This window comes from Sphingomonas sp. Y38-1Y (assembly GCF_032391395.1).
Lineage (GTDB): Bacteria > Pseudomonadota > Alphaproteobacteria > Sphingomonadales > Sphingomonadaceae > Sphingomonas.
Window position 1 is genome coordinate 2,115,813 of sequence record NZ_CP135916.1, and the last position, 20,052, is coordinate 2,135,864.

The window sequence follows — 20,052 nt, forward strand, 5'->3', positions numbered from 1 at the left end:
TCCTTGACCCTGCCCGGAAGGCCCGCCTTGCTCAACACCAGCGCGCCCATGAGCTTTCAGCGCATGATCCTGACGCTCCACGACTATTGGGCGGCGCGGGGGTGCGTGATCCTCCAACCCTATGACATGGAGATGGGGGCGGGTACCTTTCACCCCGCGACGACGCTGCGCGCGCTGGGACCGGAGCCGTGGAACGCCGCCTTCGTCCAGCCGTGCCGCCGCCCGACCGACGGCCGCTATGGCGAGAACCCCAACCGGCTCCAGCATTATTACCAGTACCAGGTGATCCTGAAGCCGAGCCCGTCCGACCTTCAGGAGCTGTATCTCGGCAGCCTGGCGGCGATCGGCATCGACTTTGCCGCGCACGACATCCGCTTCGTCGAGGACGATTGGGAAAGCCCGACCTTGGGCGCCTGGGGCCTAGGCTGGGAAGTGTGGTGCGACGGGATGGAGGTGACGCAGTTCACCTATTTCCAGCAGATGGGCGGCTTCGACTGCAAGCCGGTAGCGGGCGAGCTCACCTACGGGCTCGAACGGCTGGCGATGTACATCCAGAACGTCGACAGCGTGTACGACCTGGCCTTCAACGACGCGGGCGTCAGCTATGGCGACGTGTTCCTGGAGAATGAGCGCCAGATGTCGACCTGGAACTTCGAGGTCGCCGATACCGAGCGGCTGTTCGACGGGTTCCGGAAGGCGGTGGCCGAGTGCGAGAACTCGCTGGCCGCGGGTCTGCCCATCGCCGCCTATGAGCAGGCGATCAAGGCGAGCCACCAATTCAACCTGCTTCAGGCCCGCGGCGTCATCTCCGTCGCCGAGCGCCAAGCCTATATCGGCCGCGTCCGTGACCTCGCGAAGGGCGCGTGCAAGGCGCAGATCGACAAGATGACCCCCGATTGGGAAGCGCGTTTTCCGGAGTGGAGCCTGTGACCGACTTCCTCCTCGAACTCCGTTCCGAAGAGATCCCGGCGCGGATGCAGGATCGCGCGCGGGCCGATCTGGAGAAGCTGTTCGTCGCCGAACTGGCCAAGGCAGGCGTCGCGGCGGGCGCGATCGTCACCTATGCGACGCCGCGCCGCCTGGCGCTGATCGCGCGCGACTTGCCCGAAGCGACCGAAGGCTCGCGCGAAGAAGTGAAGGGGCCGCGCACTTCGGCGCCGGAGCAGGCGCTGGAGGGCTTCCTGCGCAAGACCGGGCTGTCGAAGGAACAGCTGACCGAACGCGACGGCGTGTGGTTCGCCGTCACCGAAAAGCCGGGCCGCGCCACCGCGGAGGTGCTCGCCGCCGCGATCCCCGCGATCGTCCGCGCCTTTCCCTGGCCCAAATCGATGCGCTGGGGCGATGCCTCGCTGTCGAGCGAGAGCCTGCGCTGGGTCCGGCCGCTGCAGGGCATCGTCGCGATCTTCGGAGAGGCGCTCGTCCCTTGTGCGATCGCCGGGGTCGAAAGCGGCTATGCGACGGTGGGTCACCGCTTCCACAGCCCGCATGGCCTCACCATCGGCGGCGCGCATGATTATGCCGAGAAGCTGCGGCTCGCGCATGTCATCGTCGATCAGGACGAGCGCCGCGCGATCATCCGTGACCGCGCGACCGCGCTGGCGAGCGCGGCGGGGCTGACGCTGATCGAGGACGAGGGGCTGGTCGCCGAGAATGGCGGCCTCACCGAGTGGCCGGTGCCGCTGCTCGGCCGCTTCGACGAGGCGTTCCTGGACGTGCCGCCCGAGGTCATTCAGCTGACCGCGCGCGTGAACCAGAAATACTTCGTCTGTGCGCGGGCGGATGGCGGCTTGGCCAACGCCTTCGTCTGTGTCGCCAACATCGATGCGCGCGACGGCGGCGAGCGGATCGTCGCGGGCAACCAGAAGGTGCTCGCCGCACGGCTTTCCGACGCGCGCTTCTTTTACGAGACGGACCTCAAGGTACCGCTCGAGGAGCAGGCGAAGAAACTCGAGAAGATCGTCTTCCACGAAAAGCTCGGCACCGTAGCCGACAAGGTCGAGCGCGTGGCGAAGCTGGCGCGGTGGCTGGTCGAGGAGGGGATCGTAAAGCCTGCACCCCTCCCGCTTGCGGGAGGGGTCGGGGGTGGGCCTGACCAGGCGTCGTCACCCGCGGACAGGCCCACCCCTAGCCCCTCCCGCGAGCGGGAGGGGGATCTGGCCGACATGGCCGAACGCGCCGCGCGCCTCGCCAAGGCCGACCTCGTCACCGGCATGGTCGGCGAGTTCCCCGAATTGCAGGGCCTGATGGGCGGCTATTACGCCAAGGCGCAGGGCGAGCCGCGCGAGGTCTGGGAAGCGGTCCGCGACCACTACAAGCCGGTCGGGCAGGGCGACGACGTGCCCACCGCGCCGGTGACGGTGGCGGTGTCGCTGGCGGATAAGTTGGATACGCTTATTTCGTTCTTCTTCGAGGAGCTTCTGCCCACCGGTTCAAAGGACCCATTTGCGCTCAGACGGGCAGCTCTTGGTGTCTTGCAAGTCATCGAAACAAGCGATCTCCGTTTGGGGCTGGCGACGATTGCTGCCGAGGCTGCCTTGCCCCTGGCGGCCCGAAGCTTTCCTGTTGAAAGCGGAATCGCGGATGATCTGTTGCGTCGTTCGTCGAAACTGCTCCCGAAGGCACTTCTAACTAGCCCGGAAATCGCTGCGAAAGACGAGATACGCGCTGTTCAATCGGCTGTGCTCGAAATGCTGCAAGGAAGCGTGCGAACATCTCGGCTGCTGCTCGACTTCTTCGCCGACCGCCTCAAGGTTCAGCAGCGCGAAGCCGGCGTTCGCCACGACCTGATCGACGCGGTGTTCGCGCTGGGTGGGGAGGACGATCTCGTCCGCTTGCTTGCGCGCGTGCACTCGCTTCAGGCGTTCGTGGCGACGGGTGAGGGGGCCAACCTGCTCGCCGCGTACAAGCGCGCGGCGAACATCCTCAAGAAGGAGGGGTGGAGCGACACCGCTGCCCCCGCCGCGACGCCGACGCTGGCCGACATGGCCGAGCAGTCGAAGCCGTTCGGCGACGAGCCGCAGCGCCTGCCCGAGGAGCGCCGCGTGATCGAGGCCGATCTGGCGGGCGGTCGCATCCCTGAGACCGGCGAGGAGGACCCGCTTGCCGAGGGCGCGGGTCAGGACAACGCAGGCATGACCGCCGGCGAGGGCAGCGGCGACGCTCGCGCGACCGCGCACGAGCCCGCCGAAGCCGCGCTGATCGCCGCGCTCGATGCCGCGGAGCCGCGCGCCGCCGCAGCGGTCGAAGCCGAGGATTTCGAGGGCGCGATGGCGGCGCTCGCGTCGCTGCGCGCGCCGATCGATGCCTTTTTCGACCAGGTGACCGTCAACGACGCCGATCCCGCCAAGCGCGAGGCGCGGCTGCGGCTACTCGCGCGGATGCGGGCGGCGGTTCATCGCGTGGCGGATTTCTCGCGAATCGAGGGCTAGGAACCGCTTTAGTCGGAGTGGACATCCTCGAGGGCTCGCTGCAATGCAGCGCATAGCTATGCAAAGAACAAGGCTCGGGGGATAAGATGACGGCGACCAATGGCGCGGGCGAGCCCGTTTACGTCTATCGCTTCGGCGGCGGCGTGTCCGACGGCGGCAAGGGCGACAAGAACCTGCTCGGCGGCAAGGGCGCGAACCTGGCCGAGATGGCGTCGATCGGGCTGCCGGTGCCGCCGGGTTTCACCATCTCGACCGCGATGTGCGCGCGCTATTACGAGGAAGGCGAGGCGTTCCCCGAGAGCCTGCGCGCCGAGGTCGCAAACGGCATCGCGCATATCGAAAGCGTGACGGGCAAGACGTTCGGCGACCCCGCCAATCCGCTGCTCGTTTCGGTCCGTTCGGGCGCGCGCGTGTCGATGCCGGGGATGATGGATACCGTCCTCAACCTTGGCCTCAACGACGCGACGGTCGAGGGGCTGGCCAAGGTGTCGGGCGATCCGCGCTTTGCCTGGGACAGCTATCGCCGCTTCATCCAGATGTATGCCGACGTCGTCCTGGGCCTGGACCACGACCGGTTCGAGGAAGCGCTGGAGATCGCCAAGGAGGATCGCGGATATTTCCTCGATACCGACCTGACCGCCGCCGACCTGAAGGCGCTGGTCGCCGAGTATGAGACGCTGGTCGAGGAATTGTGGGGCAAGCCGTTCCCGCAGGACGTCCACGACCAGCTCTGGGGCGCGGTCGGCGCGGTGTTCGGGTCGTGGCAGTCGGAGCGGGCCAAGGTCTATCGCCGGCTCAACGACATTCCCGGCGACTGGGGCACCGCGGTCAACGTGCAGGCGATGGTGTTCGGCAACATGGGCGACACGTCGGCCACCGGCGTCGCCTTCACGCGCGATCCGTCGACGGGCGAGAACGGCTATTATGGCGAGTTCCTCATCAACGCGCAGGGCGAGGACGTCGTCGCCGGCATCCGCACGCCGCAATACCTGACCCGCGCCGCGCGCGAGGCGGCGGGGGCCAAGCCCGCTTCGATGGAAGAGGCGATGCCCGAGGTCTACGCCGAGCTGGCCGGCGTGTTCGACACGCTGGAGCGGCACTACCGCGACATGCAGGACATCGAGTTCACCGTCGAGCGCGCCAAGCTGTGGATGCTCCAGACGCGCTCGGGCAAGCGGACGGCCAAGGCCGCGCTCAAGATCGCGGTCGATATGGCGAGCGAGGGCCTCATCACCGAGGAGCAGGCGATCGCGCGCGTCGATCCCGCCGCGCTCGACCAGCTGCTCCACCCGACACTGGACCCCGATGCGGCTCGCGACGTGCTGACCAAGGGGCTGCCCGCGTCGCCGGGCGCCGCGTCGGGCAAGGTCGTGTTCGACGCCGACACGGCCGAGAAGATGGCTGCGTCCGGCGAGGACGTGATCCTGGTGCGCGTCGAGACGTCGCCGGAGGACATCCACGGCATGCACGCCGCCAAGGGCATCCTTACCGCACGCGGCGGCATGACCAGCCACGCGGCGGTGGTCGCGCGCGGCATGGGGCGCCCCTGCGTCTCCGGCGCGGGCAGCCTGTCGATCAAGGGCAAGGACGGCGTGATGCGTGTCGGTGAGCGCGAGGTGAAGGCCGGCGACGTCATCACCATCGACGGTTCGACCGGCGAAGTGATGATGGGCGCGGTGCCGACGGTCCAGCCGGAACTCGCGGGCGATTTCGGCACGTTGATGACCTGGGCCGACAAGGTCCGCCGATTGAAGGTGCGCACCAATGCCGAGACGCCCGCCGACTGCCGCACCGCGCGCGAGTTCGGCGCCGAGGGCATCGGCCTGTGCCGGACCGAGCACATGTTCTTCGACGCGGGCCGGATCACCGCGGTGCGCCAGATGATCCTCGCCTCGGACGAAGCGGGCCGCCGTGCCGCGCTCGACAAGCTGCTGCCCGAGCAGCGCGCCGACTTCGCGGAGATCTTTGCGGTGATGGCGGGGCTGCCCGTCACGATCCGCCTGCTCGACCCGCCGCTCCACGAATTCCTGCCGCACGAGGATGCCGAGTTCGAGGAAGTCGCCAAGGCGACGGGGCTGGAGGTTGAGGCGCTGAAGCGGCGCGCGGGCGAGCTCCACGAGTTCAACCCGATGCTCGGCCATCGCGGCTGCCGCCTGGGCGTCACCTATCCCGAAATCTACGAGATGCAGGCGCGCGCGATCTTCGAGGCGGCGGTCGAGGTCGCCGAGAAGTCGGGCGCCGCGCCGGTGCCCGAGGTGATGATCCCGCTGGTCGCGACGGCCAAGGAGCTCGAGCTGATGAAGGCCGTGGTCGACATGGCGGCCGAAGCGGTGTTCACCGACAAGGGGCGTCGCATCGACTATCTGGTCGGCACGATGATCGAGCTGCCGCGCGCCGCGATCCGCGCGGGCGAGATTGCCGAGGCGGGCGAGTTCTTCAGCTTCGGCACCAACGACCTGACGCAGACGACTCTGGGCGTCAGCCGCGACGATGCGGCGCGGTTCCTGGGGGTCTATGTCGAGAAGGGCATCTATGCCCGCGACCCGTTCGTCAGCATCGACGTCGAGGGTGTCGGCGCGCTGGTCGAGATGGCGGCCGAGCGCGGACGCAGGACGCGGCCCGACATCAAGCTCGGCATCTGCGGCGAGCATGGCGGTGACCCCGCGTCGATTGCGTTCTGCGAGCAGGTCGGGCTCGATTACGTCTCCGCCAGCCCGTATCGCGTGCCGATCGCGCGGCTCGCGGCGGCGCAGGCGGCGCTCGCCAAGTGAAGCGTCGGCGGGCTTTGGTGACGAAGGACGGCTATGACCGGGTGGGGCCGTTCCACCCGTTCGTGGCGTGGGGTGCGGTGGCGCTGTTCGACCTGTCGCTGGTCGCGGCGGTGACGCTAACGCTGCTGGTGGGGATCGACTGGACCGAAGATCTGATCTTCCCGGGCGGGCCGGAGATGCTGCCGTTTTAAGGTAGAAGAAAGAAGCGGGGCCCCGGATCAAGTCCGGGGTGACGGTTGGGGATGGAGCTGTCCTCTACCACCCGCGTCATCCCGGACTTGATCCGGGATCCCGCTCCTTCTTCTCAAGCCTCAGTCCATCACCGCCAACATCGAATCGATCGTCACGAAGGCGAAGCCCACCGAGCTGTCGGCGATCCCGTACGGGATGAACAGCCGGTCCCCATGCCGGATCGCGCCGCACGAATAGACGACGTTCGGCACATAGCCCTCGCGGTCCTGGTCCGCCGCCGCCAGCAGCGGCTCGCGCGTGCGGCCGATCACCTTCGACGGATCGTCCTTGTCGAGCAGCACCGCGCCGATCGAATATTTGCGCATCGCACCCACGCCGTGGGTCAGCAGCAGCCAGCCCTCGTCGATCTCGATCGGCGGACCGCAATTGCCGATCTGGACGAGTTCCCAGGGGTAATGCGGCTTGAGCAGCAGCTCGCCCTCGTCCCAGTGCGTCAGCGTGTCGGACTGGATGAGGAACAGGTTCTCGCCGTCCTGGCGCCCGATCATCATGTACTTGCCGCCGACCTTGCGCGGGAACAGGCCCATGCCCTTGTTGCGCGCGGCCGATCCGGTCATCGGCACGAGGTCGAAGGCGCGGAAGTCACGGGTCCGCAGCATCTCCGACTGGATCACCGACCCGTTATAGGCGGTGTAGGTGCCCAGCCACTCGGCCGACCCGTCCTCGTGCGTGAAGTGGACGAGGCGCATGTCCTCCAGCCCGTTCGACTGCGCACGCGTGATCGGGAAGATCACCGTGCCCGACAGCGTCGAATCACGGTGGCGGTGGACGGTCACCTCACCCTCGGGAATCCGATGTTCCTCGCCGCCCTCGACATCGACGGCGGTGGCGAAGGGGGGCTCTGGCGCGAGGATCAGCTCGTTCTGATCGGTGATGATCCCCTCACGGAACGCGACCGAGCTGATATGCCCTTCGCCGACCGAGCGGAGCGACATCAGGATGCGCAGCGATCCGCTCGGCATGCCCGACTGGTCGAAATGCGGGACGGCGCTGGGGTTCATCAGCGCGGCGGCGGCATAGCTGTATTCGTGACAGAAATAGGCGCCGATCAGCTGGCGCTTCTCGTCCGAGATCTGGCTGCCGTCGAGCTTGAGCAGCGTCTCGATCTGGTCGTAGCGCGTCATGAAGACGCGCCGCGTCTGCCAGTGACGCGCCTCGAAATCCTTGAGCACGGTGTTCAGCTGCTGCCGCGCTTCGACCGGCGACATGGCGAGCACGGCCTGGACCAGCCGCTCGGTGCGGCTGGGCGCCGAGCCGTTGGACTGCCACGCGATATGAAACGGACGCACGACCACGCGCGACGGATCGGCATGCAGCCGCAGCGCGTGGGTTTCCAAATCGAGCATTCAAGCCCCCCTCAAGGCCGCCGCTCTACGACCCAAACTGATTTATGCGACGACGATGCGCGGCGGGTCTGCCAGATTTGCAGTGGCCTTTGAAAGGGTGGAAATGGCGCAATTGGCGAGTTGAAGCGCCAAAATCGACTCCGCGCCCTGGTTCCGGTTGAGCCCGGTGGGCTGAAGGCCGTCGAAGCAGCCGCCATCCTGCGCCGTCGCCAGCGGCAGGCCCAGATCGTTGCCGCCCAAATACCAGCGATAGGCGCGTGTCGCTTCCTCGACCCAGCGCTGTTCGCCCGTCGCCTCGTAAGCGGCGACGCATGCCTCCACCGTTGCCTGTGCTTCCAGCGGCTGCTGGTCGAAGGGCAGGGGCTCGGCATATTCGCGGCCGAAACTCTCGGTGCCGACGGCGCGGAACCGCCCCTCGGGCGAGGTTTGGCGCGAGACGATCCATTCGAGCGTCTCGATACCGCAGGCGATGAAATCCTGGCGGCCCAATGCATGCCCGGCGCGGATCAGCGCCTCCGGCAGGCGCGCATTGTCATAGGCAAGGACGATCTCGAACCACTGCCAGTCGGGCCGGCGATTGGCTTCGCACAGCGCTACGAGCTGCTCGCCGAACGTCTCCAGGATGCGCGTCGCGATCGGGTGATTGGGGTGCCCCTCGCGCATCGCGGCGGCGCCGAGCATCGCGAACGCCTGCGCTCGCGGGCTGCCGAGTTCGAGCGCCAGGCTGCCGGTCTGATCGAACATCGCCGCCGCCCAGTCGCGGTGCTTCTGCTCGCGCGCCTCGGTCGCGGCGACGCCGAGCGCCCAGAGCGTACGGCCGTTCGAATCCTCCGATCCTTCGTCCTCGCACCAGCTACGGTCGAAGCGCATGAAGTTGCGGAAGCGGCGGCGGTCGGGGTTCCAGGCGTACTGGACGAACGAGGCATAGATGCTCGTCCACTTGTCGCGCACGACATCGTCGATCGGATCGATGCGGCACATCAGGATCAGCGCGCGGGCATTGTCGTCAATGCAATAGCCGTGGCGGCGATCGGGGATCGAGTAGATCGAATGCTGGAGCATGCCGGTGGCATCGCTCATCCGCTCGACGGCGGCGAGGTCGGGGGCGAGCGGCGCGAACTCGCCGGCGTTGGTCGCGATGCGGTGAAGGCGCGCGCCGGCGACGCCCTCCGCCGCCTTCATCACGCCCTCGGCCAGGCAGGGCCAGAGCATCGTGCGGCCGCGGGCGTAGGCCCGCGTCGCCAGTGCCATCCGCGCGCCGTCGTCGGCAAGGAGCCCCCCGATTGCGGAGGCGAACCCGTCCTTGTCGCCGAAGTCGACCAGAACGCCATGCTCGTCGGCCAGGATCTCGGTCGCATGGACATAGGGGGTCGATACGACCGGCTTGCCCATGCCCACCGCGAAGCTCAGCGTGCCCGACGTGATCTGCGCCGGGTTGTGGTACGGCGTCGCATAGATGTCCGACGCCTGGAGGTAGTCGAGCAGCGCCGGCTCGTCGACGAAGCCGTCGATCAGCTCGACACGGTCGGCGACGCCGAGCTCCGCGGCCTGAGCGATCAGGCGCTCGCGATACGCCTCACCCTCGTGCGCGACGAGGTTCGGGTGGGTGGCGCCGAGCACGACATAGTGCGCGCGCGGTTCGGCGGCGACGATCGCCGGCATCGCCGCGATCATCGTCTCGATGCCCTTATTGGGTGCGAGCAGGCCGAAGGTGAAGATGACGCGGCGACCCTGCCAGCCGAACCGCGCCTTGACGCTGTCGGGGTCGAGGAACGGGCGATCGGGGACGCCGTGCGGAATGGTGACAATGCTGCGCGGGTCGGCGGCATGGACGCGCATCAGGATCTCGCGGCCCTTCTCCGCCATCACGATCACCTTGCTCGCGCGGCGCAGGAGCGCCTCCATCACGCGGCGCTCCTCCGCGCTCGGACGCTCCAGGATGGTGTGGAGCGTGACGATGACGGGCAGCGAGACACGATCGAGCAGCGCGAGCAGATGGTCGCCCGCCGACCCGCCGAAAATGCCGTATTCGTGCTGGACCCATAGCACCTCGGCGCCCGACGCCTCGATCGCGCGCGCCGTCGACAGATAGGCCGACAGGTCGTGCTGCGGGATCGTCGCAGTCACTGCCTCCGGATAGTCATAGCGGCCGGGGTGGTCGTCCATCGCATAGACGTCGACGCGAAGGTCGGGATAGCGCGCGGCCATCGCCTGATGACAATGCGTCGTGAACGTCGCGATCCCGCACTGGCGGGGAAGGTAGTTGCCGATCAGCGCCAGATGATTGATCTGCTGCGCCTTCGCTCCCTCAAGCGTCGACATAAGCACCCTTTCGCAATGCAATAAGGACCGGAAGGGTCCGTAGCTTGGTCTCCCAAACGGCTTAAGCGAAATATGGTTGCAACATTGCCGCAACGCAACATGGACCATTCATCGTTTGTTCAGGGCCGTCAGCCGCGTCCGCGGTACCCCGCAACCCCCTGATCGGGCACCCAAAGCCCAGTCGGGACCGTCCCGGATTGCCAAAACACGTCGATCGGAATGCCGCCGCGCGGGTACCAGTAGCCGCCGATGCGCAGCCATTGCGGCGCCATTTCGCGGAACAGCCGCTCGCCGATGCCGACGGTGCAATCCTCGTGGAACGCGGCATGGTTGCGAAAGCTGCCGAGGAACAGCTTCAGCGACTTGGATTCGACGATCGTTTCACCTGGCGCATAGTCGATGACGAGATGCGCGAAATCGGGCTGACCCGTCACCGGACAGAGCGAAGTGAATTCGGGCGCCGCGAACCGCACACAGTACAAGGACCGGGGGCGCGGATTGGGAACATAGTCGAGCTCTGCTTCGTCGGGGCTGGCGGGCAGGGCGCTGGTCTGGCCGAGATGCTTGGGGGTCATGACGCGCGATATAGGCGTGTCGAAGGCGGAGGGAAGCGTGACAATCCTGATCCCGATCCTGGGCGATCAGCTTTCCGACGACATCGCTTCGCTGAAGGGCGTCGACAAGGGCGATGCCAGCATCCTGATGATGGAGGTGGGGGAGGAGGCGACCTATGTCCGCCACCACGTCCGCAAGATCGCCTTCCTGTTCTCGGCGATGCGCCACCATGCCGCGCGGCTGCGCGACGCGGGGTGGAAGGTCGACTACGTCAAGCTCGACGATCCGGATAACGAGGGCAGCTTCTCGGCGGAGGTGGCGCGTGCGGTCGAGCGGCTGAAGCCCGATCGCATCATCGTCACCGAAGCGGGCGAATGGCGCGTTCGCGGCATGCTCGAAAGCTGGCAGGATCGGTTCGACTGCGACGTCGAGATCCGCGCCGACACGCGCTTCGTCGCCAGCCATGCCGAGTTCGAGGCATGGGCCGAGGATCGCAAGTCGCTCCGCATGGAGTTCTTCTATCGCGAGATGCGGCGGAAGACCTGCCTCCTGATGGACGGCGACAAGCCCGAGGGCGGGCAGTGGAATTACGACGCCGAGAACCGCAAGCCACCACCGGCCGACGCCCGCCCGCCGGCGCCGCTGACATTCGAGCCCGACAAGATCACCGCGGCCGTGCTCAAGCTCGTCAAGGCGCGGTTCGACAACCATGTCGGCCGCCTCGACGATTTCGGCTTCGCGGTGACGCGCGAGGATGCACTGAAACAGCAGGCGCATTTCATTAGGCATCACCTGCCCAAGTTCGGCGACTATCAGGACGCGATGGTGACGGGCGAGCCGTACCTTTGGCACGCGATCCTCTCGCCCTATCTCAACTGCGGGCTGCTCGACCCGCTCGATCTCTGCCGGGCAGTCGAGAAGGCGTACAAGGCGGGCAGGGTGCCGCTGAACGCCGCCGAGGGGTTCATCCGCCAGATCATCGGCTGGCGCGAATTCGTGCGCGGCATCTACTGGCGCGAAGGGCCGGACTATACCAGCCGCAACTTCTTCAATGCCAAGCGCGACCTGCCCGACTTTTACTGGACGGGCGAAACGGACATGCAGTGCCTGTCGCAGGCGATCGGCGGGACGATCAACCATGCCTATGCCCATCACATCCAGCGGCTGATGGTGACGGGCAACTATGCGCTGCTGATCGGTGCCGATCCCGAACAGGTGCAGCGCTGGTATCTGGAGGTCTATGCCGACGCCTATGAATGGGTGGAGGCGCCCAACACGCTGGGCATGAGCCAGTTCGGCGACGGCGGGCTGCTCGCGTCGAAGCCCTATGCCTCGTCCGGCGCGTACATCAATCGAATGTCCGATTACTGCGGCAAGTGCCGCTATGACGTCAAAAAGCGGGTGGGCGAAAACGCCTGTCCGTTCAACGCGCTGTATTGGGACTTCCTGGCCCGCAATCGCGGCAAGCTCGGCAACAATCAGCGGCTGGCCATGCCGTACCGGAATTGGGACCGGATGGCCGAGGCGACGCAAAAGGCGGTGCGCAAGCAGGCGGCATCGTACCTTCGAGCGCTTGGCGGGGGACCGGCTTCTTCGTAGATTCGGGCTAGACGAAGGAGGGACATGCCATGGATTCGCTCGTTTCGACCGACTGGCTGGAAGCGGAACTGGGGAGCGGCGACCTGCGCGTCGTCGATGCCACCTGGTTCATGCCCGGACAGGGCGATGCCGCCGCCGATCATGAGCGCGCGCACGTCCCCGGCGCGGTGTTTCTGGACCTGGAGGACGTGCGTGACACGTCCAGCGCCCTGCCGATGATGCTGCCCGCGGCCGAGAAGTTCGCCAGCCGGATGCAGTCGCTGGGCCTTGGCGACGGCAGCCGCATCGTCCTCTACGACAACTCGCCCTATCGCACCGCCGCGCGCGCATGGTTCATGCTCAAGACGTTCGGGGCGCACGACGTCGCGATCCTCGACGGCGGCTTTGCCAAGTGGCTGGCCGAGGACCGGTCGGTCGAGAGCGGCAAGGCGAGCGTCCGCCACCGCCACTTCACGCCGTGGGAGGATCGCGGCCATGTGCGCGACCTGTCGGCGATGAAGGCCAATCTGGACAGCGGCGCCGAGCAGATGGTCGACGCGCGCTCCGCCTCGCGCTTCTCGGGCGAGGAGCCCGATCCGCGCGCGGGGACGGCGGCGGGGCACATCCCGGGCTCCAGGAACCTGCCGATCGCGCGGCTGTTTAATCCCGACGGCACCTACAAGTCGAAGGACGAGCTGCGCGCCGCGTTCGAGGCGGCGGGCGTGGACGTCGAGCGGCCGGTGGTCACCACCTGCGGCTCTGGCGTGACCGCATCGGTGCTCGCTTTCGCGCTGCATCTTCTGGGGCAGAAGGCCGCGCTCTACGACGGCAGTTGGTCCGAATGGGGCGCAGAGGCGGACACACCAAAAGCGACGGCCGCCTAATCCCTCCCCCGGCGGGGGAGGTGGCAGCCGCAGGCTGACGGAGGGGTCGTCGCCGCAAGGGTATCGCAAGCGGCTACACCCCTCCACCATGCTGCGCATGGTCCCCCACCCCTTGCAGGGGAGGAATTGTCCGGCTCGCGCCCTGCCGCTACGGCGAGCCCCATGACCGATCCCATCGACCCCGCCGCCCCGATCGCCGACGCCACCCGCGTGGTCCAGGGCGGGCGGCGGAGCGAGTGGACGGGGGGGATCGTCAATCCGCCGGTCTGGCGTGCATCGACGATCCTCTACGACAGCGTCGAGGATCTGCGCACCAACGCCCGCCGCGACACGCACCACCGCCTGTTCTATGGCCGGCGGGGCACGCCGACGCAGTGGAGCCTCGCCGACGCGCTGACCGAGCTGGAGCCGGGCGCAGAGGCGACGATGCTCTATCCCTCCGGCGTGGCGGCGATCGCGACCGCATTGCTGGCGGTGCTGTCGCCGGGCGACGAGCTGCTGGTGCCCGACAGCGCCTATGATCCGACGCGCTCGCTCGCCAGCGGGCTGCTGAAGCGGATGGGGATCACCACGCGCTTCTACGATCCGATGGTCGGCGCCGGCATCGCCGAGCTGATCGGCCCCGCCACCCGCGCGATCTTCATGGAGAGCCCCGGCAGCCTGACCTTCGAGGTTCAGGACGTGCCCGCGATCGTCGCCGCGGCGAAGGCGCGCGGGATCGTGACGTTGCTCGACAACACCTGGGCGACGCCGCTCCTGTTCCGCGCGATCGAGCGGGGCGTGGACTACACGATCCTTGCCTGCACCAAATACGTCGTCGGGCATTCGGACGTCATGCTCGGGTCGGTGACCGCGGGGCCGGGGCGGCTGGAGGCGCTGCGCACGGCCACCTATCAGCTCGGCCAGTGCGTCAGTCCCGACGACGCCTGGCTCGGCAGCCGTGGGCTGCGCACGATGAAGCTTCGCATCGACGAGCAGGGGCGTTCGGCGCTCGCCATCGCCGAATGGTTGAAGGGTCGGCCGGAGGTTGCGCGCGTGCTTCATCCGGCGTTGCCGGACTGTCCGGGGCATGAGGTCTTCGCACGCGACTTTGCCGGCGCATCGGGGTTGTTCAGCGTGGTGCTGAAGGGCGGCGGCGATGCGGGCCGCATCGCGCTGATCGACGGCCTTCGTCACTTCGGCATCGGTTACAGCTGGGGTGGTTACGAGAGCCTGGTCATCCCGATCGACCCACAATTCTATCGAACCGCGACGAAGTGGGACGCGGAGGGACCGATGATCCGGCTCCAGATCGGGCTGGAAGATACCGGCGACCTGATCGCGGACCTGGAGGCAGGACTGGCGCGATTTAGCGCGGCCTGAACTCGGATCAAATCCGGAGTGCGGAGCTTCAGTTCGACTTGTCGATCCCCGTGATCCGCCTTGCCTTGGCGATCGCTCGGTAGGCCGTCGATTTTGCCAGGTTCTGCGACGGATACCGCTTGGGCGCGGAGGGCGACAGGCCGACATCGCGCATCATCGCGTTGAGATTGTGCGCGTATTGCTCGCGATAGCTCCACTCCGACCGCCAGGTGATCGAGAAGGAGACCGATGTCGCCGGGCCATTTTGCACCCAGTGCGGCGCCTTGACGGGGACATAGATCGCCTCGCCCGGCGTGATCGTGATCGGCTGTCCGCGATCGGCGATCGCCTGATCGAAGGGCAGGTTGCGGTGGGCGCCGCGGTGGAACGCCTCGTGCGCCTGCGGCTTGACGACGTCGTGATCGGCCGGATCGAAAACCGTCATCGTCTTCTGCCCGCGCAGTTGCAGCAGGATGTTGTGCTCGGGATCGAAGTGGAACGGCGTCACGGCATTCGGCGAGGAGACGAAGATGAACGCCTCCCGCTTCAGCATCGGTCCCGTCGACGGCGCGGCGAGCGGCGCGATCTCGTCCAGCACCTCGTCCATCAGCGCCTTGTAGGCCGGATCCTGCTCGACGAACTTGAGTACCATCCACGACCCGTTCTCTTCGATGGACCGGATCGTGTCGGCGAAGGACAGGCCGTTGTCGCGGACGCTGTCGGGATCAACGCCGATCGGCAGGTTGGCGAGGTTCTGTTCGACATCGACCGGCCGCATCCGCTGGGCAAGGTCGACGAGCGACTCGAGCTCGAACAGCTTGTGGCCGACGAGTTGGTGGGTCAGCTTGCCCGGCTTCTCGGGATACAGCGTGTCGAAGGTCGCGCGCGCGCCGTCGTCAAAGATCTGCGTCATCGTCGTTCGTCCGTGGTTGGGAAGAAGGGGGAGCGCGGCGCGCCTTGATCGCGGCCCAACCGCGCTCGACCGCGCGCGCGGCGGCAAAGGCGAGGCGCCCGCGCGCGCCACCCAGGGGGAGCGTCAGGCGGATGATGCCGCGCCGCTCGGCCCAAAGGCTGTCGATCATCGGATGGTTGGCGGCCGCGCAGCTGTCCATCCAATCGATGCCGGGCGCATCCAGGATGTCGTAATTCTCGATCTGGATGAGCACGCCGGGCGAGAAGCGCGCATAATCCTCGTCATAGGCGATCTTGAACGATGCGCTGCCCGGCGCGCAGAGGAAGTTGACGAGCATCGCGATCGTCCGCTCGCCGACGCTCATGCGCAAGAGTTCGAGTCGGCCGGCATCGTGCGCGCCCGCCAGCGCCTCCGCAAAGAAGCCGCGCTTGCCGTCGTCATTGCCGAGCGCGGATCCCTCGCGGCCCTTCCATCCCGATGCCTCGAGCGCGAGGAAGGCTGCGATCCACTCGGCGAGATCGTCACCCGCACCGAACCGCCGCGTCTCGACCAGCCCGAGCTCGGCGAGGCGATTGGCGAGCCGCTTCAGCTCCTTGCGCTTCTTCTTGCGGACGGTGGCTTCGTAATAGGCAGTCGGCGTCAGTGCGCTCTGCAGCAGCGCGCGTTCGTGGCGGAGGACGGTCGCGATCGAGCGAGCGGCGACGCCGATCAGTGCACGGTGAGCGGCGCCATCCTCGACGATCGAGGTGAGATGGAGGAGAGGCGGGATGCCCGGCGTGCGATCGAGCACCGCCAGTATCTCGCGCCATGCTGCCGCCTCATCGCCCGCCCGGAGCAGCGGCATGCCGAGGAACGCGTTGGCGTGGACCCAGTTGGCGAGCGTGGGGACGGGAATACGGTAGTAGCGGCTTTCGCGCGCGATCGGCATCAGCCCGATCAGCCGGTCACCGCGGAACGCCGCCACTGCATGCACCGTCGCCGGATCGGCGAGGTGGCGGGCTGACGCCATCACGAACCAGCGCTCGGCAAAGGGGTTTGGTTCGGCGGCGTGGCGGACGCACTCGTCCCACGCTGCGCCATGAACCGCGTCGAGCTCGGCCAGCGTGAGCAGACGCGCGGAGGCCGGCGCGGAGGGCGCCAGCGGGACCGCGTCGCTGCCTTTGATCGCCTGATGGTACAGTGCCGCCTCCACGATGGCGGCAACGCTTAGCGACGAGCCGTTAACAAGCCGCTGCCATTTCAACAGAAACGGCGCCGGATCCCCCGAACCGGCGCCGCTCCCATGTTCCCCCGCTCAGGGGAAGCGAAGTCGTGAAATCAGGCGACCTGCGCCTCGCGCGCTTCCTCCGGATCGCGCAGCACATAGCCGCGACCCCAGACGGTCTCGATATAGTTGTCGCCCTCGGTCGCCATCGACAGCTTCTTGCGAAGCTTGCAGATGAAGACGTCGATGATCTTGAGCTCGGGCTCGTCCATTCCGCCATAAAGGTGGTTCAGGAACATTTCCTTGGTCAGCGTCGTGCCCTTGCGGAGCGAGAGCAGCTCCAGCATCGCATATTCCTTGCCGGTCAGGTGCACGCGGGCGCCATCGACCTCGACCGTCTTGGCATCCAGGTTGACCGCCAGCTTGCCGGTCTTGATGACCGACTGCGAATGCCCCTTGGAGCGGCGGACCACGGCGTGGATGCGCGCGATCAGTTCCTCGCGGTGGAAGGGCTTGGTGACGTAATCGTCGGCGCCGAAGCCGAAGCTGCGCACCTTCGAATCCATTTCGGCAACGCCCGACAGGATCAACACCGGCGTCTGCACCCGGGCGACGCGCAGCTTCTTGAGCACGTCGTACCCGTGCATGTCGGGCAGGTTCAGGTCGAGCAGGATGATGTCGTAGTCATAGAGCTTGCCAAGGTCCAAACCCTCTTCGCCCAGGTCGGTCGAATAGACGTTGAAACCCTCGGTCCCGAGCATCAGCTCGATCGCCTTGGCAGTGGTAGGCTCGTCCTCGATCAGCAGTACGCGCATCGGCCGGATCCCCTGTCCTCTGACGAGATGCTCTCTGCCCCCTTTGGCACGGCCGCTCGTTGGACTGTTCCATTAACCTAAACAGCTCTGAAGCCAAAAGGTTAATTTCTCGCTAAGGCGCGGTAATCCTCGAGTCGGCGTGCTTACCTTCTCGTTCGCAAATGTTACGGAAGCGTTCGGTAAACCAGGCGATCAGCAATTCCACGCGTGCCGGACGGCGCGGGCTGGGCGGGGTGAGCAGATGGAGCGCGACCGGCGGCGCGCGCCATCCGGGCAGGATCGCGACCAGGTCGCCGGTGGCAAGCTCGCGATCGACGATGAAGTCGGGCAGGCGGGCGATGCCGATGCCGGCGAGCAGGGCGGGGATCATCGCCTCGCCATTGTTGGTGGCGATCGGGCCCGTCGCTCGGACAGCCGCGACTTCGCCGCCCGGACCCTGGAACAGCCAGGTCGGGTTGGCGATGTTGGTGTACCCGAAGCAAGGATGCTCGGCGAGCTGCGCCGGATGCGTCGGCGTGCCCGCGCGGGCGAGATAGGCGGGGCTGGCAACGACGTGCGAGCTGACCGCCGACAGCCGCCGTGCCCGAAGCGAGCTGTCGGGCAGGTCGGCAATGCGCAGCGCAATGTCGATCCCCTCGGCGACGATGTCGACCCGCGCGTCCGACAACGCGAGTTCGATCTCGATCCCGGGATGCTCGGACATGAAGTCGGCGAGCGCGGGCGCGACGTGACGGACGCCGAACGTCATCGGCGCGGCGACGCGGACCAGGCCGGTCGGCGCCTGCGCGCTCTCCAGCGCCTGCTCCTCCGCCGCCTGTCCCTCGGCCAGGATGCGCTGCGCATGTTCGGCGAGCGACCGGCCGCTGTCGGTCAGCGTCAGCCGACGCGAGGTGCGGTGGAACAGCGCGGTGCCCAGCCGCGCCTCCAGCCGGCTGATCGCCTTCGACACGGTGGCCTTGCTGAGGCCGAGCGACTGGGCGGCGCCGCTGAAGCTGCGATGATCGACCACGCAGGCGAAGATCGCCCAGGCCTCGAAATCGGGCAGCGCCATGGCGCGCCTAGCCTTCGCCGAAGCCCGCGGCGGCGAAGCGCTCGGGCAGCGGCGCCTCCGCCTCGATCGGCGCCTTGCCGTCGCGAGGAAGCGACAGGCGATGCGCGTGGAGCAGCATCCCGCCCCGCTCGCCGCGGCCATAATGCGGGTCGCCGACGATCGGAAGGCCGATGCCGTTTGCGGCGTGGACGCGGATCTGGTGCGTGCGTCCCGTCTCCGGCACGAAGGCGACGAGCGCGCGGCCGGTTTCCACTCGCAGCACTTCGTAATGCGTGACCGCCCGCTTGCCGCGCGGATCGGGGACCATGCGCCAGCCTGTCTCCGCGGTCGACACCTTGGCGAGCGGCAGGTCGACCGTACCTTTCGCTTCCGCCGGAACGCCCGAAAGCACGGCCAGATAGCGCTTGCCGACCAGCCCGCCCTCGAATGCTTGCTGGAACCGCTTGTGCGCCTTGGGGTTGCGCGACAGGAGCAGGCAGCCGCTGGTGTCGCGGTCGAGCCGATGGACGGGAAGGGGCGCACGCTTGAAGCCGAAGGTCAGCGTATCCAGCATCGATTCGACGCTCGGTGAGCGGTCGCGCGGTTCGTCGACGGGCAGCCCCGCGGGCTTGTCGAGGATCAGCGCCTCGCCATCGATGAACAGTACGCGGTCGGCAAGATCGGGGAGGGCCATGCGACGTCGCCTAGCATGCGCATGGGCGCTGGGGGAGGGGGCGCTGCTCGCGCTCGCCGGATGTGCCGCGCCGCCGGCGCCGGTGACGATAGCGAACCCGGCCCCTGCACCCTACACCCCGCTTCCTGCGGCACCGCCCCCGGTTCTCGTCGCCGCAGCACGGCCGCCGATGGCGCTGTGCGGGCGAGGGACGGTGGCGCCAGGGCCCGATGGCCGGTTGCTCAATCACTTCCCCTATCCCGAAATGCCGTCCAGCGCGCTGGTGCCCGCCCCTGCGTCGCTCGGCGACAATGGTTGCCGCGTGAACCCGGCGATGCTGCCCGACCTCCAGCGCCTGATCGCCGCCGCCGACGCGGATCCGCGCGTCGCGGGCAAGCTGCGCGCGGTGTCGTGCCAGCGAAGCGTCGCGTTCCAGGCGCAGACCTTTTGCGCGGGCATCCTGTCGGGGCGCACGCAGGGGTTCACCGACCGCGCCTGGGCCTCTGCACCGCCGGGGCATAGCGAGCATGCGACCGGCTATGTCATCGATTTCGGGACGCGCGATCGCGGCGGCTGTCCCGATGCGGATGCGTGCTTCGCCGCGACCGACATGGGCAAGTGGCTGCTCGCCAACGCCGCGCGCTATGGATTCGAGCTCAGCTTCCCCGCGGGCAACAGGCAGCAGGTGAAGTGGGAGCCGTGGCACTGGCGCTGGGTGGGGACGAACGCGGCAATGCCGAGTGCGGAGGCGGCGCGGCGGACCTTCCGGTTGGCGCGGGCGAAGTTTCCGGCCAATCCGGGGGTCGACTGACTGGAGCGGTTGCTCCGATTGGCGCCGTCGTTTAGGGAGCGCGCAACCCTTGGGGAGTAGTTACCCGCATGCAAGCGGGGCTGTCGTCAACAAGCTCGGTCCTGCGGATCGTGGCGGCAGCAGCGGCGA

At 67.4% G+C, this 20,052-nt stretch carries 16 protein-coding genes; 8 read left to right on the plus strand and 8 right to left on the minus strand.

The window, feature by feature from the left end:
* Positions 1-63 precede the first annotated feature (63 nt).
* The 4 genes from RS883_RS10110 to RS883_RS10125 all read left to right on the plus strand — a co-directional run bounded on the left by RS883_RS10110 (position 64) and on the right by RS883_RS10125 (position 6,390).
* Entirely contained in the window at positions 64-930 is an 867-nt protein-coding gene (locus RS883_RS10110) for a glycine--tRNA ligase subunit alpha (RefSeq protein WP_315765055.1), read from the plus strand.
* Positions 927-3,428 carry a glycine--tRNA ligase subunit beta gene (gene glyS, locus RS883_RS10115; RefSeq protein ID WP_315760081.1) on the plus strand — a complete coding sequence of 834 codons (2,502 nt, stop codon included), beginning with the start codon at positions 927-929 and terminating at the stop codon, positions 3,426-3,428. The genes RS883_RS10110 and glyS overlap by 4 nt, the downstream gene beginning before the upstream one ends.
* Positions 3,429-3,514: 86 nt before the next feature.
* Positions 3,515-6,199 carry a pyruvate, phosphate dikinase gene (ppdK, locus tag RS883_RS10120; RefSeq protein ID WP_315760082.1) on the plus strand — a complete coding sequence of 895 codons (2,685 nt, stop codon included), beginning with the start codon at positions 3,515-3,517 and terminating at the stop codon, positions 6,197-6,199.
* Between the two features lie 17 nt (positions 6,200-6,216).
* Positions 6,217-6,390, plus strand: coding sequence for a hypothetical protein (locus RS883_RS10125; protein WP_315760083.1), 174 nt, complete (start codon positions 6,217-6,219; stop codon positions 6,388-6,390).
* Between the two features lie 120 nt (positions 6,391-6,510).
* On the opposite strand, the gene RS883_RS10130 is transcribed toward RS883_RS10125, so the two are convergent.
* The 3 genes from RS883_RS10130 to queF all read right to left on the minus strand — a co-directional run bounded on the left by RS883_RS10130 (position 6,511) and on the right by queF (position 10,694).
* Complete coding sequence (locus tag RS883_RS10130; protein ID WP_315760084.1) at positions 6,511-7,797, minus strand: glycoside hydrolase family 130 protein; 1,287 nt, start codon at positions 7,795-7,797, stop codon at positions 6,511-6,513.
* A gap of 42 nt (positions 7,798-7,839) precedes the next feature.
* Positions 7,840-10,119: a glycosyltransferase family 4 protein gene (locus RS883_RS10135; protein ID WP_315760085.1), complete on the minus strand. Its 2,280-nt coding sequence runs from the start codon at positions 10,117-10,119 to the stop codon at positions 7,840-7,842.
* Between the two features lie 128 nt (positions 10,120-10,247).
* A complete protein-coding gene (gene queF, locus RS883_RS10140) occupies positions 10,248-10,694 on the minus strand; it encodes a preQ(1) synthase (RefSeq protein ID WP_315760086.1) in 447 nt (148 codons plus the stop codon).
* A gap of 37 nt (positions 10,695-10,731) precedes the next feature.
* Between queF and RS883_RS10145 the strand changes: the two genes are divergently transcribed.
* The 3 genes from RS883_RS10145 to metC all read left to right on the plus strand — a co-directional run bounded on the left by RS883_RS10145 (position 10,732) and on the right by metC (position 14,498).
* Positions 10,732-12,273 (plus strand): cryptochrome/photolyase family protein, encoded by a 1,542-nt coding sequence (locus RS883_RS10145; RefSeq protein WP_315760087.1) that lies wholly within the window; start codon positions 10,732-10,734, stop codon positions 12,271-12,273.
* 29 nt (positions 12,274-12,302) lie between these two features.
* Positions 12,303-13,136: a 3-mercaptopyruvate sulfurtransferase gene (gene sseA / locus RS883_RS10150; protein ID WP_315760088.1), complete on the plus strand. Its 834-nt coding sequence runs from the start codon at positions 12,303-12,305 to the stop codon at positions 13,134-13,136.
* Positions 13,137-13,298: 162 nt separating this feature from the next.
* Positions 13,299-14,498, plus strand: coding sequence for a cystathionine beta-lyase (metC, locus tag RS883_RS10155; protein ID WP_315760089.1), 1,200 nt, complete (start codon positions 13,299-13,301; stop codon positions 14,496-14,498).
* Positions 14,499-14,526: 28 nt separating this feature from the next.
* Here the strand turns inward: metC and RS883_RS10160 are convergent, their stop codons facing one another.
* From RS883_RS10160 to RS883_RS10180, 5 genes are all read right to left on the minus strand, one after another.
* Positions 14,527-15,390 (minus strand): cupin-like domain-containing protein, encoded by an 864-nt coding sequence (locus RS883_RS10160; RefSeq protein ID WP_315760090.1) that lies wholly within the window; start codon positions 15,388-15,390, stop codon positions 14,527-14,529.
* A complete protein-coding gene (locus RS883_RS10165) occupies positions 15,374-16,582 on the minus strand; it encodes a GNAT family N-acetyltransferase (RefSeq protein WP_315760091.1) in 1,209 nt (402 codons plus the stop codon). The genes RS883_RS10160 and RS883_RS10165 overlap by 17 nt, the downstream gene beginning before the upstream one ends.
* A 125-nt stretch (positions 16,583-16,707) precedes the next feature.
* Complete coding sequence (gene ctrA / locus RS883_RS10170) at positions 16,708-17,409, minus strand: response regulator transcription factor CtrA (RefSeq protein ID WP_315760092.1); 702 nt, start codon at positions 17,407-17,409, stop codon at positions 16,708-16,710.
* Positions 17,410-17,521: 112 nt separating this feature from the next.
* Positions 17,522-18,460: a LysR family transcriptional regulator gene (locus RS883_RS10175; RefSeq protein ID WP_315760093.1), complete on the minus strand. Its 939-nt coding sequence runs from the start codon at positions 18,458-18,460 to the stop codon at positions 17,522-17,524.
* A gap of 7 nt (positions 18,461-18,467) precedes the next feature.
* Positions 18,468-19,133, minus strand: a complete 666-nt coding sequence (locus RS883_RS10180) for an RluA family pseudouridine synthase (protein ID WP_315760094.1) — start codon at positions 19,131-19,133, stop codon at positions 18,468-18,470.
* Between RS883_RS10180 and RS883_RS10185 the strand changes: the two genes are divergently transcribed.
* A complete protein-coding gene (locus tag RS883_RS10185; protein ID WP_315760095.1) occupies positions 19,132-19,923 on the plus strand; it encodes a M15 family metallopeptidase in 792 nt (263 codons plus the stop codon). The genes RS883_RS10180 and RS883_RS10185 overlap by 2 nt on opposite strands.
* Positions 19,924-20,052: the final 129 nt, after the last annotated feature.

Bases quoted from the DNA above. Each gene is read 5' to 3' on its own strand.
- RS883_RS10110 (WP_315765055.1), top strand. From the start codon at position 64: ATGATCCTGACGCTCCACGACTATTGGGCGGCGCGGGGGTGCGTGATC.
- ppdK (WP_315760082.1), top strand. From the start codon at position 3,515: ATGACGGCGACCAATGGCGCGGGCGAGCCCGTTTACGTCTATCGCTTC.
- RS883_RS10130 (WP_315760084.1), bottom strand. From the start codon at position 7,797: ATGCTCGATTTGGAAACCCACGCGCTGCGGCTGCATGCCGATCCGTCG.
- RS883_RS10135 (WP_315760085.1), bottom strand. From the start codon at position 10,119: ATGTCGACGCTTGAGGGAGCGAAGGCGCAGCAGATCAATCATCTGGCG.
- queF (WP_315760086.1), bottom strand. From the start codon at position 10,694: ATGACCCCCAAGCATCTCGGCCAGACCAGCGCCCTGCCCGCCAGCCCC.
- sseA (WP_315760088.1), top strand. From the start codon at position 12,303: ATGGATTCGCTCGTTTCGACCGACTGGCTGGAAGCGGAACTGGGGAGC.
- metC (WP_315760089.1), top strand. From the start codon at position 13,299: ATGACCGATCCCATCGACCCCGCCGCCCCGATCGCCGACGCCACCCGC.
- RS883_RS10160 (WP_315760090.1), bottom strand. From the start codon at position 15,390: ATGACGCAGATCTTTGACGACGGCGCGCGCGCGACCTTCGACACGCTG.
- ctrA (WP_315760092.1), bottom strand. From the start codon at position 17,409: ATGCGCGTACTGCTGATCGAGGACGAGCCTACCACTGCCAAGGCGATC.
- RS883_RS10175 (WP_315760093.1), bottom strand. From the start codon at position 18,460: ATGGCGCTGCCCGATTTCGAGGCCTGGGCGATCTTCGCCTGCGTGGTC.
- RS883_RS10185 (WP_315760095.1), top strand. From the start codon at position 19,132: ATGCGACGTCGCCTAGCATGCGCATGGGCGCTGGGGGAGGGGGCGCTG.
- RS883_RS10180 (WP_315760094.1), bottom strand. From the start codon at position 19,133: ATGGCCCTCCCCGATCTTGCCGACCGCGTACTGTTCATCGATGGCGAG.